The organism is Sphingosinicella ginsenosidimutans (assembly GCF_007995055.1).
GTDB classification, from domain to species: Bacteria; Pseudomonadota; Alphaproteobacteria; order Sphingomonadales; family Sphingomonadaceae; genus Allosphingosinicella; species Allosphingosinicella ginsenosidimutans.
In genome coordinates, this window is the sequence record NZ_VOQQ01000001.1 from 322444 (window position 1) to 335699 (window position 13256).

The window sequence follows — 13256 nt, forward strand, 5'->3', positions numbered from 1 at the left end:
CCCCGCCCACCGTCATGCCGATGGCTAGCTCAACCCATCAATTCAGCCTGCCCCGCCGAGACCGCCGCCCCCAGCCACTCGACGAACGCCCCGACCCGCGCCGATCGCCGCGTGTCGGCATGGGTGACCAGCCAGAAGGAGCGCGTCACCGCCACCTCGTCGAGCAGCCGGACGAGCATTGGGTCGGCGTCGCCCATGAAGCAGGGCAGCACCGCCACGCCGGCCCCGGCCGCGACCAGCCGGTGCTGGGCGGTGATGCTGGTGCTCCTGAGGCGCGGCTGCAGCGCCGGATCGATCTCGGTCAGGTAGCTCAGCTCCTGCGAATAGAGCAGGTCCGGCACATAGCCGATCAGCGGCAGCCGCCTGAGATCGGCCCGGCTCGCTACGGGTCCGTGCGCCGCCAGCCAATCCCGCGCGCCGTAGAGCCGCAGCCGGTAGTCGGTCAGCTTGCGCACGAACAGCGGCCCCTTGCGCGGCCGGTCGAGCAGGATCGCCACGTCCGCCTCGCGCCGCGACGGATTGAGGAAGCCGGACGAGGCGACGAGATCGACGATGAGGCGCGGATGGGCCTCGGCGAGCGCGGGCAGGCGCGGCGCGACGAACCAGGTGCCGAAGCCCTCCGACGCGCTGATCCGCACGGAGCCAGACAGTTCCGCCCCGCCTTCCGCCCCAGTCTCGATCTCGCGCACCTGGCGCTCCATCGCCTCGGCGCGTTCCCGGAGGCGTTCACCCGCCTCGGTCAGCGCCTGTCCGTCCTTGCCCTGCTCGAACAGGGTCTGGCCGATCGCCCGCTCCAGCCGCCTGAGGCGCCGCCCCACCGTGGTCGCGTCCACGCCCAGCTGCGCCGCCGCCCGGGCGAGTTGCCCGGCCCGCGCGACCGCGAGGAAATGCTTGAGATCGTCCCACCGCACATGCCTGCAATAATGCAGGCAACACCTGCAAGTCTACCTTCTTGCCTGCACTCTTGCGCGGGCGCATAGCGGCGCCGACCCCCGTCACGAGAGGCTCTTTCCCATGCGCAATATCGACCATTATATCGCCGGCCTGCCCTTCGCCTCCGGCGAGCGGCAGGGTGACGTGTTCAACCCGAGCGAGGGCAGCGTCCAGGCGCAGGTCCGCTTCGGCACCGCCGCCGATCTCGAAAGGGCGGTCGCCGCCGCGCGCGAGGCGCAGCCGGCCTGGGCGGCGACCAACCCGCAGCGCCGCGCGCGCGTCATGTTCCGCTTCAAGGAGCTGGTCGAGGCGAACATGGAGGATCTCGCCCTCCTCCTCGCAAGCGAGCACGGCAAGGTCGTCGCCGATGCGCGCGGCGATGTGCAGCGCGGGCTTGAGGTCATCGAATTTTCCTGCGGCATCCCCCATTCGCTGAAGGGCGAATATACGGTCGGCGCCGGCCCCGGCATCGACGTCTATTCGATGCGCCAGCCGCTCGGCATCGTCGCCGGCATCACGCCGTTCAACTTCCCGGCGATGATCCCGATGTGGATGTTCGGCCCGGCCATCGCCTGCGGCAACGCCTTCATCCTGAAGCCTTCCGAGCGCGATCCGTCCGTCCCCGTCCGCCTCGCCGAGCTGATGAAGGAAGCGGGCCTTCCCGATGGCATCCTCCAGGTCGTCCACGGCGACAAGGAGATGGTCGACGCGATCATCGAGCATCCCGAGATCCACGCGATCAGCTTCGTCGGCTCGTCCGATATCGCCCAATATATCTATGCCGGCGGCACCGCCCGCGGGAAGCGCGTGCAGGCGTTCGGCGGCGCCAAGAATCACGGCATCGTCATGCCGGACGCCGATCTCGACATGGTGGTGAACGATCTTGCGGGCGCGGCCTTCGGCAGCGCCGGCGAGCGCTGCATGGCGCTCCCGGTCGTCGTGCCGGTTGGCGACAGGACCGCTAATGCCCTGCGCGAAAAGCTGATCCCGGCGATCCGGGCGCTGCGCGTCGGCGTCTCGACCGATGCGGAGGCCCATTACGGCCCGGTGGTGAGCGCCGCGCACAAGGCGCGGATCGAGAACTACATCCAGATGTGCGCCGACGAGGGGGGCGAGCTGGTGATCGACGGCCGCAACTTCACGCTCCAGGGGCATGAGAACGGCTTCTTCGTCGGCCCGACCTTCTTCGATCATGTCAAGCCGAGCTTCCGCTCCTACAAGGAGGAGATTTTCGGCCCCGTGCTCCAGATGGTCCGCGCGGAGAGCTTCGAGGAGGCGGTGCGCCTGCCGAGCGAGCACGAATATGGCAATGGCGTCGCGATCTTCACCCGCAACGGCCACGCCGCCCGCGAATTCGCGGCCCGGGTCAATGTCGGCATGGTCGGGATCAACGTGCCGATCCCGGTCCCCGTCGCCTACCACACTTTCGGCGGCTGGAAGCGCTCCGGCTTCGGCGACATCGACCAGCACGGCCCCGAGGGCGTCCGCTTCTGGACCAAGAACAAGAAGGTCACGCAGCGCTGGCCCGACGGCAGCGCGACCGGCGAGAATGCGTTCGTCATTCCAACGATGGGGTAGCCCCGACAATCATCCGTTCGTCCCGAGCGAAGTCGAGGGGCGCTGGCAAAGAGCCCGCGAAACGCCCCTCGACTTCGCTCGGGACGAACGACAAAGAGGCGAGATGACCAACCAGTTCGACCTCACCGACGAGCAGCGCCAGATCCAGGAGATGGCGCAGCAATTCACTGCCGATGCCATCACGCCGCACGCGGCGGAATGGGACGAGAAGCACATCTTCCCGCGCGAGACGATCCGCGCCGCGGCCGAGCTCGGTTTCGGCTCGATCTACGTTTCCGAGGAGTCGGGCGGCATCGGGCTCGGCCGGCTGGAGGCGGCCTTGATCATGGAGGCGATGGCCTATGGCTGCCCGTCGACCAGCGCCTTCGTCTCGATCCACAACATGGCGAGCTGGATGATCGACCGCTTCGGCTCTCAGGCGGTCAAGGACAAATATCTCCCGTCGCTGGTGACGATGGAAAAGATGGCCTCCTATTGCCTGACCGAGCCCGGATCGGGCTCGGACGCGGCCGCGCTGAAGACGAAGGCGGTGAAGGACGGCGATCATTATGTCGTCACCGGTTCCAAGGCCTTCATCTCCGGCGGCGGCGAGAATGAGGTCTATGCCTGCATGGTCCGCACCGGCCAGGAGGGGCCGAAAGGCATTTCCTGCCTGGTCATCGAAAAGGACATGCCCGGCGTCAGCTTCGGCGCGCAGGAGAAGAAGCTCGGCTGGCATTCGCAGCCGACCGCGCAGGTGAATTTCGACGGCGTGCGCGTGCCCGCCGAGAATCTCGTCGGCGGCGAGGGCGAGGGCTTCCGCATCGCGATGATGGGGCTCGACGGCGGCCGGCTCAATATCGGCGCGTGCAGCCTCGGCGGCGCCCAGCGCTGCCTCGACGAAGCTGTGAAATATACCAAGGAGCGCAAGCAGTTCGGCCAGCCGATCGCCGATTTCCAGAACACCCAGTTCACGCTCGCCGACATGGAGACCGAGCTGCAGGCGGCGCGGATGCTGCTCTATGCGGCGGCGGTGAAGGTGACCGAGAACGCGCCCGACAAGACCAAGTTCGCCGCCATGGCCAAGCGCCTCGCCACCGATTCAGGCTCGGCGATCGTCGATCGGGCGCTCCAGCTCCACGGCGGCTACGGCTATCTGCAGGATTATCCGATCGAGCGCTTCTGGCGCGACCTTCGCGTCCATTCGATCCTCGAGGGGACGAACCAGGTGATGCGAATGATCGTCGGCCGCGAGCTCACCCGGCAATGATCCTTCGATACCCGCCTTCGCCAGGCTCAGTCCCTACTCTGGATGAGCGGAGTGGGAGACTTGCAACAACCCGCTCATCCTGAGTAGCCGGTGAGCTTGTCGAACCGGCATATCGAAGGACGCACCGCATTCACACGATGACGCCAAAAGTGATCGACCGGGTCGAGGGCAATGTCGGCCGGCTGAGCCTCAACCGGCCCAAGGCGATCCATGCGCTCGATCTCGACATGGTCCTCAAGATGACCGCGTCGCTGATCGAATGGCTGCACCGCGACGACATCGAGGCGGTGCTCATCGATCACCATGAGGGTCGCGGTTTCTGCGCCGGCGGGGACGTGGTTTCCATCGCGCAGAGCGCCAAGGGCACCGGCAAGGCGGCGCGCGACTTCTTCTTCAACGAATATCGGCTGAACCACCTGCTCTTCACCTATCCCAAGCCCACCGTCGTGTTCATGGACGGCATCACGATGGGCGGCGGCGTCGGTATTTCTCGCCCCTGCCGCTATCGCGTCGCCACGGACCGGACGATGTTCGCGATGCCGGAGACCTCGATCGGCCTCTTCCCCGACGTGGGCGGCGGCTGGCACCTGTCTCGCCTGCTCGGCCGGCTGCCGCAATATCTGGCGCTGACCGGCGCGCGGCTCGACGGTGCCGATTGCTTCGCGCTCGGCCTCGCGACCCATTATGTGGCCCATGAGGACGTCGATCAGCTGAAGGCCGATATCGCCCGCGATCCCGACCGGATCGACGCGCATCTCGCCCATGCCCAGGCCGCGCCGCCGCCGGCGCGGATCAAGGAGGATCGCGACAAGATCTGCCGCCTGTTCGCCGCCGACACGCTGGAGGGCGTGCTGGCGACGCTCGACGCGGACGGATCGGAATGGGCGGCGAAGACGGCGGCGAACCTGCGGACGAAATCGCCGATGTCGTGCAAGGTGTCGCTCCGGTTGCTCGAGGAAGGCGCGAAGATGCGCGACTTCGCGGGCGAGATGGGGATGGAATATGCGCTCGTCGCCCATGTCGCCGCCTGGCCCGATCTTGCCGAGGGCGTCCGGGCGCTGCTCATCGACAAGGACAATGCGCCGAAATGGACGCCGCCGACCCCCGAAGAGGTGACGGCCGAAATGGTCGACGCGATGTTCGCGCCCTTGCCGCCCGACGAGGCCTGGTCGCCGCTTCCGCTGGTGAGGAACCGATGATCCCCGGAAACCCCGCGCGAGCCTTGCGGCGCGTGGCGGCGGTGGTTCGGCCATGACCGACAGCCGCGTCTGGAAGCTTCCCGAAACCGCGCCCGATCCGGCCGCGCTGGCTGCCGCGTGGGGCCGCGTCATCGAGAACGGCCTCGCGGCGCTCCAGGCCGGCGCGACGCCCGCGACCAGCCTTGCCTTCGATCCGGCCGCGCCGGCGCGGGCGATGGCCGATTTCACCGCGCAGCTCTGGTCGAACCCGCTCGCCCTGCTCCAGGCGAGCCAGGCCGCGGCTTCGGAATGGATGGAGCTGTGGGGCGCCGCCGCCCGCCGCGGCGCCGGCCAGGCGGTCGAGCCGGTGATCGCCCCCGAACGTGGCGACCGCCGTTTCAACGATCCGGCGTGGAGCGAGGAGCCCGTCTTCGATTATCTGAAGCAGGCCTATCTGCTCGCCGCGCGCCAGGCGACCGATCTCGTCGCCAAGGCCGATGGCATCGACGAGGCCACGCGCACCCGCGCCGAATTCTACACGCAGGCGTGGCTCGCCGCGCTCTCGCCCGCCAATTTCGCCTTCACCAATCCCGAGGCGATCCGCCGCGCGATCGAGACCGGGTCGATCAGCCTGCTCTCCGGCCTCGCCAATCTCTTGGCCGATGCCGCGACCGAGGCGAAGCTGCCGGTCCGCCGCGCCTCCGCCGGGTTCGCGCTCGGCAAGGATCTCGCGGCGACGCCGGGCAGCGTCGTCTTCCAGAACGAGCTGATGCAGCTCATCCAATATGCCCCGGCGACCGAAACCGTGTTCAGGCGCCCCCTGCTCTACGTCCCGCCGCTGGTGAACAAATATTACCTGCTCGATCTCCAGCCCAAATCCTCGCTGATCCGCTGGCTGGTCGAGCAGGGCCACACGCTGTTCGTCATCTCCTGGATCAATCCCGGGCCGGAGCTCGCCGACAAGGGGCTCGACGACTATCTCGCCGAAGGCCCGCTGGCGGCGCTCGACGCGATCGCGAAGGCGACCGGGGAAAAGGCCGTCGACCTGTTCGGCTTCTGCATGGGCGGCACGCTCGCCGCGATGGCGACGGCCCGCGCCGCGCCCGGCCGCGTCGCCTCGCTCACCACGATCGGATCGATGTTCGATTTCGCGAACATGGGCCAGTGGGCGACCTTCCGCGAGCCGGCCCAGCTGGAGGCGATGGAGCGCCATCTCGAGGCCAGGGGGATCATGGCCGCGCACGAGCTGCAGACGCTCTTTTCGGTGGTTCGCGCGAACGATCTCATCTGGTCGTCCGTCGTCAGCCACTATCTGCTCGACCAGGAGGCGCCGCCGTCGGACATCCTCCACTGGTTCGCCGACGGGGCCAACATCCCCCGGGCCTTCCTGCTCGATTGGGCGAAGCGGATCCTCGTCGCCAACGAGCTGACGAGGCCCGGCGCGCTGGCCTTCGATACGCCGGCCATGGTCATCTCGCTGAAGGACGACCACGTCTCCGCCTGGCAGGCGACCTATGACGGCGCGAAGCTGCTCGGAGGCCAGACGCGGTTCCTCCTCGGCGGCTCGGGCCACAATGCCGGCGTCATCAATCCGCCGAGCGCGAACAGGCACGGCTACTGGACCAACGACGCGATGCCCGCCGCCGCCGAGCAATGGCTCGAAGGCGCCACGCGGCACGAGGGCAGCTGGTGGCCCGAATGGCAGGCCTGGCTGGTCCGCGACGGGGCCGCGAAGGTCAAGGCCCGCAAGCCGAAGAACGAGATCGAACCGGCGCCCGGAAGCTATGTGCGGATGCGCTGAAGGAGGACTGATGAGCTACGAAACGATTGTGGTCGAGCAACGCGGCGCGGTGACCCTGGTCACGCTGAACCGCCCGCAGGCGCTGAACGCGCTCAACAGCCAGGTGCTCGCCGATCTGATCCATGCCTTCGCCGCCTATGACGCGGACCCGGATCAGCGCTGCCTCGTCCTTACCGGCTCCGAAAAGGCCTTCGCCGCGGGCGCCGACATCAAGGAGATGGAGGCGCAGGGCTTTGCCGAAATGTACGGCAGCAACTTCTTCGCCGGCTGGGAAAAGGTGACCGCGACCCGCAAGCCGTGGATCGCCGCGGTCGCCGGCTTCGCATTGGGCGGCGGCTGCGAGGTCGCGATGATGGCCGATTTCATCATCGCCGCCGACACCGCGAAGTTCGGCCAGCCGGAAATCAAGCTCGGCGTCGCCCCCGGCATGGGCGGATCGCAGCGCCTGACCCGCGCGATCGGCAAGGCCAAGGCGATGGAAATGTGCCTCACCGGCCGGATGATGGGCGCCGAGGAGGCGGAACGCGCTGGCCTGGTCGCCCGAATCGTCCCCGCCGCCGATCTGGTCGCCGAGGCGCTGAAGACCGCCGAGCAGATCGCCGGCATGGCCCCCCTCGCCGCCATCGCCAACAAGGAGATGGTGAACGCCGCCTTCGAGACCGGCCTCGCCCAGGGCATCCTCTTCGAGCGCCGGCTGTTCCACGGCCTGTTCGGCACCGAAGACCAGAAGGAAGGGATGAACGCCTTCGTCGGCAAGCGTCAGGCGGAGTGGAAAGGGAAGTAAGCGGCCCAGGAGAGAGCGTGGTGAAGGGCTCCTGGATCCGTTCGCCCCGAGCGTAGTCGACGGGCGCCGGCACGGACCCATCACTCCCGCCCCTCGGCTTCGCTCGGGACGAACGAGTTTTTTTGCATTGCACCGGAGGATTTGGACAATGGCACGGATCGCATTCATCGGGCTCGGCAATATGGGCGGCGGGATGGCCGCGAACCTTGCCAAGGCGGGGCATGAGGTCGTTGCCTTCGACCTGTCCGAACCCGCGCTCGCCAGGGCGGAGGAGCGTGGCGCCACGCGCGCCGCGTCCGCCGAGGCGGCGATGGAGGGGGCCGAGGCGGTCGTCACCATGCTGCCGGCCGGCAAGCATGTCCGCGACGTCTACGAGGCCAGCATCATCGGCAAGGCGCCGACCGGCGCGATCCTGATGGATTGCTCGACCATCGACGTCGCCACCGCGCGCGAGGTGATCGCGAAGGCCGCCGCTGCGGGCTACGGGATGGTCGATGCGCCGGTCTCGGGCGGCATCGCCGCCGCCGAGGGCGGCACGCTCACCTTCATGGTCGGCGGCACCGACGGCGCGTTCGAGCGCGCCCGGCCCTATCTGGAAATCATGGGCAAGGCGGTGATCCATGCGGGCGAGGCCGGCGCCGGCCAGGCGGCCAAGATCTGCAACAACATGCTGCTCGGCGCGACGATGGCCGCGACCTGCGAGACCTTCGCCATGGCGAAGAAGCTGGGGCTCGATCTCCAGACCTTCTACGACATCTCGTCCAAGGCCTCGGGCCAATCCTGGTCGATGACCAGCTACTGCCCCGTCCCCGGGGTCGGTCCGGAGACGCCGGCCGATCGCGATTACGAGGGCGGCTTCGCGGCCGGCCTGATGCTGAAGGATCTCCGCCTCGCCATGGAGGCGGCGCGCAGCGTCGATGCCTATACGCCGATGGGGAGCGAGGCCGAGGTGCTCTACACCCGCTTCGCCGAAGCGCTTGGCGGCGCCGGCCGCGATTTCTCCGCGATCATCAAGATGATCGACGACAGCTGGACGCCGCCCGAGGGCACGAACACGCCGGCCCCGCCGATCGGCGCGAAGGTCTAGTTAAGCACCGACTCCACCGCGCGCCGCCATCCGTCCAGGCGGGCGGCGCGCGTCTCGCCGGCCATGGCCGGCGCAAAGCGATCGACGCGTCCGCGCATCGCCGCCGCCTCGTCGAGCGTGGCGAACAGCCCGCTTCCGACCCCGGCCAGCATGGCCGCGCCGAGCGCGGTCGTCTCGATGAAGTGCGGCCGCTCGACCTCGACGCCGAGCATGTCCGAGAGATCCTGGGCCAGCCAGGCATTGGCGGCCATTCCGCCGTCGATCCTGAGCTCGCGCCACTCGGCGCCATCGGCCGCGAAGGCGGTCATCAGATCGTGCGTCTGGTAGCTTTGCGCCTCCAGCGCCGCCCGCGCGACATGGGCCCGTGTCGCCCCGAAATTGAGCCCGGCGAGCGCGCCCCGTGCCTCCGGCCGCCACCAGGGCGCGCCAAGCCCGACGAGCGCGGGGACCAGGTAGAGGCCCGCATTGTCGGGAACCGATCGGGCCAGCGCCTCCGTCTCCTCGGCCGTGGCGAGAAGGCCGAGCGCGTCGCGGAGCCATTTGACCAGGCTCCCCGCCACGAACACCGATCCTTCCAGTGCATAAGCGCGCGTGCCGCCGATCTGCCAGGCGATCGTCGTCAGCAGCCGGTTCGTCGAGGCGCGCGCCTCCGCCCCGGTATTGGTGAGCACGAACGCACCCGTGCCATAGGTGGCCTTGGTCGCGCCCGGCGACAGGCAGGACTGGCCGATCGCCGCCGCCTGCTGATCGCCCGCCACGCCGCAGATCGGGATCGGCGCGCCGAACGCCTCCGTCTCGCCGATCCGTCCGGCGCAATCGACGATCTCCGGAAGGGTGCGCGGCGCCACGCCGAACAGGTCGCACAGGCCCGCGTCCCACCGGCCGGCATTGATGTCCATGAGGGCGGTGCGCGCCGCATTGCTGGCGTCGGAGACATGGAGCCCGCCGGTCAGCTTGAAGATCAGCCAGCTTTCGACGGTCCCGACCGCGAGATCGTCCCCCGCCCCCGCGACGTCCGGCCAGTTGGCCAGCGCCCAGGCGATTTTCGAGGCGCTGAAATAGGGGTCGAGCAGCAGGCCCGTCTTCGCCTGCACCGCCGCCTCGTACCCCGCCTCCTCGAGCTGGGCGCACATTTCGGCGGTTCGGCGGTCCTGCCAGACGATCGCGGGCGCGAGCGGCGCGCCGGTCCGTTTCGACCAGAATATGACTGTCTCGCGCTGGTTGGCGATGCCGAGGCCGGCGATGCGTTCCGCGCCTCCGGCCCGCTCGACCATCGCGCGGGCGCAGGCGAGGCTCGAGGTCCAGATTTCGGCCGCGTCCTGCTCGACCCAGCCGGGCCGCGGATAGGATTGGGCGAGCTCGCGCGCCTCGACGCCGAGGCACGTCCCGTCGCGCGCGAACAGCATCGCGCGCACGCTCGTCGTCCCCGCATCGATGACAAGGATCGTCTTACCGCCCATCCGCGCCTCCGAACCCGACCTTATCGTCATTCCCGCGAAAGGGGGAATCCCGCTTCTTCCTCCTTCTTCAGCCAGGAAAGCTGGATTCCCGCTTTCGCGGGAATGACGGTAGAGAGGCGAAATGGACCTCGACGATCAGCTCCGCCGCTATTTCGGCACCGCCGACCTTTCCGCCGTGCCGCCGCAGGCCCTGGCCGCGGGGATCGAAAAGATGCAGGTCGATCTCGGCCTCGAACGCGACCGCGCCCGCCGCTTCGCGCTCTGGGCCCTGCTCCACACCCTCGGCGCCGCACCCGATCTCGACATCGCGTTCAAGGACGAGGCGGACCGCGATGCGGCGCGGAATTTCATGGATCTGGCGGAGGGAAGCGGGCTCCCGCCCTCGTCCGATTGACGTTATGCACCCGTCATGGACTCCTTCGATCTCCTCGTCATCGGCGGCGGCATCAACGGGGCCGCGGTGGCGCGGGACGCGGCGGGGCGGGGCCTCAAGGTGCTCCTCGTCGAGAAGGACGACCTTGCCAGCCACACCAGCTCGGCCTCGTCGAAGCTGATCCACGGCGGGCTTCGCTATCTGGAGCAATATGATTTCCGGCTGGTGCGCGAGGCGCTGCACGAGCGCGAGATCATGCTCAGGACCGCGCCGCACCTCGTCCATCCGCTGAAGTTCGTGCTGCCCGATCCGCCGGGCGGGCGGCCATGGTGGATGATCCGCGCCGGCCTCATCCTCTACGATCTGCTTGCCGGGCGCGGCAGCCTCCCCCGGTCACGCGGCGTGGCGAAGGGCGACGAGGGGCTCCGCGCGCCGCTGAAGCCGGGGCTGAAGCTCGCCACCTATTGGGACGCCGCAGTCGACGATTCCCGCCTCGTCGCCCTGAACGCCGTCGACGCGCGCGAGCGCGGCGCCGAGATCGCGACCCGCACCGAATTCCTGTCCGCGCGGCGCGAGGGAGACCGCTGGATCACCGACCTGTCGGGCGGCCGCACGATTTCGGCCGGGATGATCGTCAACGCCGCCGGCCCCTGGGTCGCCGAGGTGCTCGGGCAGAGGCTCGGCGAACAGGGTCGAAGCCGCGTCCGACTGGTCAAGGGCAGCCATATCGTCGTCCCCCGCCTCTATGAGGGCGATCATGCCTATATCCTGCAGCAGGACGACGGCCGCGTCGTGTTCGCCCTCCCCTATGGCGATTTCAACCTCATCGGCACCACCGACATCCCGGTCGATGCGCCCGAGGACGCGCGGATCACGGCCGACGAGATCGCCTATCTGTGCGACGCGGCGAACGCCTATTTCATCCGCCGCACCAATCCCGAGGATCTGATCTGGTCCTATGCCGGGGTCCGGTCGCTTTACGATGACGGCGCGACATCGGCGAAGGACATCAGCCGCGATTTCCACCTCGAACTTGATGGGGCGGAAGGCCCCCGCTTGCTCTCCGTCTTCGGCGGCAAGATCACCACCGCCCGGGCGCTTGCCACCGACGTGCTCGATCGGCTCGGCGTGCGCGGCATCAAGTTCACCGCCACCTCGCCCTTGCCCGGCGGCAACGTCACCCCCGGCTTCAACGCCTGGCTGGAGGAGATCGGCCGCTGGATGCCGGCGCCGATGCTGACGAGGCTGAGCCGCGCCTACGGCACCCGCCTCGATCGCATCCTCGACGGCGTCGAAAGCCTCGCCGACATGGGCCGCCATTTCGGCGCCGACCTCTACGAACGCGAGGTCCGCCACATGATCGACGAGGAATTCGCGCGCACCGCCGACGACGTGCTCTGGCGCCGAAGCAAGCTGGGGCTGCGGCTCACCCAGGCCCAGCAGGACGCGCTGGCGGGGTGGATTTCGCACGAGGTCGCCTAGCCGCGCGGCGGATCGGCGCGCGGTTCGCCGAGTTCCAGCCGCATCGCGCCGAAATCGATCGTGTAGCTTTCGAAGCGGCCGAGCAGATCGGACCCGATCGTTCCATAGGACGTCGGCGTCGGCCCCTCGGCGGGCAGGGACACCGGCAGGACCGGCATCGTCGCGTTCCGCCCGGCAAGCGTCAGCGGCGCCCCTTCCCACGCCGCGATCTGCGATTCGCGCCGCCCGCCGGCGCTCGCCGTGCGCGCGTTCCCCCGCCGAAGCCCCGCGATCCGCTCCGGGTGGGCGGCGGCATAGAGCGCGCTGAGCTTGGTCTGGGTCGCGCCCGTATCGACATGCATCGCAACCGGATCGCCGTCGATCAGGGCGTCGACATAGATATCGTTGACGTTGGCATGGAGATTGGGCGCGCCGCCCGGCCCGGCCGAAGGCGAGACGACCAGCCGCCCGGCCGCCTCCGCGGTGATCCGCCCGAGCGGGCGCATCACCGGCAGGCCGACGATCGCCTGGATCGAATAGCCGCCCGGGAAGGTCAGCTGATCGTCGTCGATGATGAGGAAGGCGACGTTGCGCAGGATCGTGCCGGCGATTTCGACGCGATCGGCGATGCCGACGCGGACCGGCACCGTGGTTGCGACGCCGTTGCCGACCTCCAGATTGCCCTCGATCGTCGCGACGCCCAGCCGCTCGGCGGTCGAGGCCGACAGGACGGAGAGGTTCGCGCCGGTGTCGAACACCGCTTCCTGCGCGCCTCCGTTGACGCCGATCGAGATGCGCGGAAGCCCCGCCTGGTCGCGGGTCAGCGGGATGGACCCGGCCGCGACGGCGCCGTCGACCCGCTGCGCGGGCCGGCCAGCGAGCAAGGCCGCAAGCCGCCAGGTGCGGTCCGCCCCGGCCGCTTCTTCGGCCTTGCCGTTGGCGCGCAGGGCGTCGGCATAGGCCTCGCCGACGCGCGCGGCGGTCGCATAATCCCCGCTTCCGAAGGCGGCGCCGGTCATGATCCCGAGCGCCGCGCGGCGCCGGGCCGGCTCGGCGTCGGCCTGCGCAAGCCGCATCAGCGCCGGATCGTGCGCCGCGGCCGGATCGAAGCGTGCGGCAGCGAGCGCGGCGCGCAGCAGCGCCGCCATGTCCGGATCGTGCGCCTCGGCCAGCGCGTGCGTGATCGGTGCGATATCGCCGCGCCCGGCCGCGTCGAACAGCGAATCGAAATCGGCCGGCGCCGCCTGCGCGGCGAGCGGCGTCGCCAACATCAGCGCCCACCCGGCGATCATTGTCAGTTTCCCACGCATTCCTGTCCTCCCGGAATTTCTTGCCATGCGGTCCATGCTCGC

11 protein-coding genes are annotated in these 13256 nt (G+C 69.0%); 8 read left to right on the forward strand and 3 right to left on the reverse strand.

From position 1 onward, the window contains the following. Window positions 1–29: 29 nt before the first annotated feature. Window positions 30–911: a LysR family transcriptional regulator gene (locus tag FRZ32_RS01660; RefSeq protein ID WP_147041861.1), complete on the reverse strand. Its 882-nt coding sequence runs from the start codon at window positions 909–911 to the stop codon at window positions 30–32. A gap of 103 nt (window positions 912–1014) precedes the next feature. On the opposite strand from FRZ32_RS01660, the gene FRZ32_RS01665 reads away from it, so the two are divergent. The 6 genes from FRZ32_RS01665 (at window position 1015) to mmsB (ending at window position 8610) form a co-directional block, all read left to right on the forward strand. Beyond that, window positions 1015–2511 carry a CoA-acylating methylmalonate-semialdehyde dehydrogenase gene (locus FRZ32_RS01665; protein WP_147041862.1) on the forward strand — a complete coding sequence of 499 codons (1497 nt, stop codon included), beginning with the start codon at window positions 1015–1017 and terminating at the stop codon, window positions 2509–2511. 103 nt (window positions 2512–2614) lie between these two features. After that, window positions 2615–3760 carry an acyl-CoA dehydrogenase family protein gene (locus tag FRZ32_RS01670; protein ID WP_147041863.1) on the forward strand — a complete coding sequence of 382 codons (1146 nt, stop codon included), beginning with the start codon at window positions 2615–2617 and terminating at the stop codon, window positions 3758–3760. Between the two features lie 137 nt (window positions 3761–3897). Beyond that, on the forward strand, window positions 3898–4959 hold the full coding sequence (locus FRZ32_RS01675) for an enoyl-CoA hydratase/isomerase family protein (RefSeq protein WP_147041864.1): 1062 nt from the start codon (window positions 3898–3900) through the stop codon (window positions 4957–4959). Between the two features lie 52 nt (window positions 4960–5011). Further along, window positions 5012–6739 carry a PHA/PHB synthase family protein gene (locus FRZ32_RS01680; protein WP_147041865.1) on the forward strand — a complete coding sequence of 576 codons (1728 nt, stop codon included), beginning with the start codon at window positions 5012–5014 and terminating at the stop codon, window positions 6737–6739. Window positions 6740–6749: 10 nt separating this feature from the next. Further along, window positions 6750–7523: an enoyl-CoA hydratase gene (locus tag FRZ32_RS01685; RefSeq protein ID WP_147041866.1), complete on the forward strand. Its 774-nt coding sequence runs from the start codon at window positions 6750–6752 to the stop codon at window positions 7521–7523. A 148-nt stretch (window positions 7524–7671) separates the two neighbouring features. Next, the gene (gene mmsB, locus FRZ32_RS01690) at window positions 7672–8610 is read left to right on the forward strand and encodes a 3-hydroxyisobutyrate dehydrogenase (protein WP_147041867.1); all 939 of its coding nucleotides are present in this window, start codon (window positions 7672–7674) and stop codon (window positions 8608–8610) included. Here the strand turns inward: mmsB and FRZ32_RS01695 are convergent. Beyond that, window positions 8607–10070 carry an FGGY family carbohydrate kinase gene (locus tag FRZ32_RS01695; protein ID WP_147041868.1) on the reverse strand — a complete coding sequence of 488 codons (1464 nt, stop codon included), beginning with the start codon at window positions 10068–10070 and terminating at the stop codon, window positions 8607–8609. The genes mmsB and FRZ32_RS01695 overlap by 4 nt on opposite strands. A gap of 121 nt (window positions 10071–10191) precedes the next feature. On the opposite strand from FRZ32_RS01695, the gene FRZ32_RS01700 reads away from it, so the two are divergent. Continuing rightward, entirely contained in the window at window positions 10192–10464 is a 273-nt protein-coding gene (locus tag FRZ32_RS01700; protein WP_147041869.1) for a hypothetical protein, read from the forward strand. A gap of 15 nt (window positions 10465–10479) precedes the next feature. After that, entirely contained in the window at window positions 10480–11925 is a 1446-nt protein-coding gene (gene glpD, locus FRZ32_RS01705) for a glycerol-3-phosphate dehydrogenase (RefSeq protein WP_147041870.1), read from the forward strand. Here the strand turns inward: glpD and FRZ32_RS01710 are convergent. Further along, window positions 11922–13196, reverse strand: a complete 1275-nt coding sequence (locus FRZ32_RS01710; RefSeq protein WP_158635789.1) for a retropepsin-like aspartic protease — start codon at window positions 13194–13196, stop codon at window positions 11922–11924. The two genes, glpD and FRZ32_RS01710, sit on opposite strands and share 4 nt — an antisense overlap. Window positions 13197–13256: the final 60 nt, after the last annotated feature.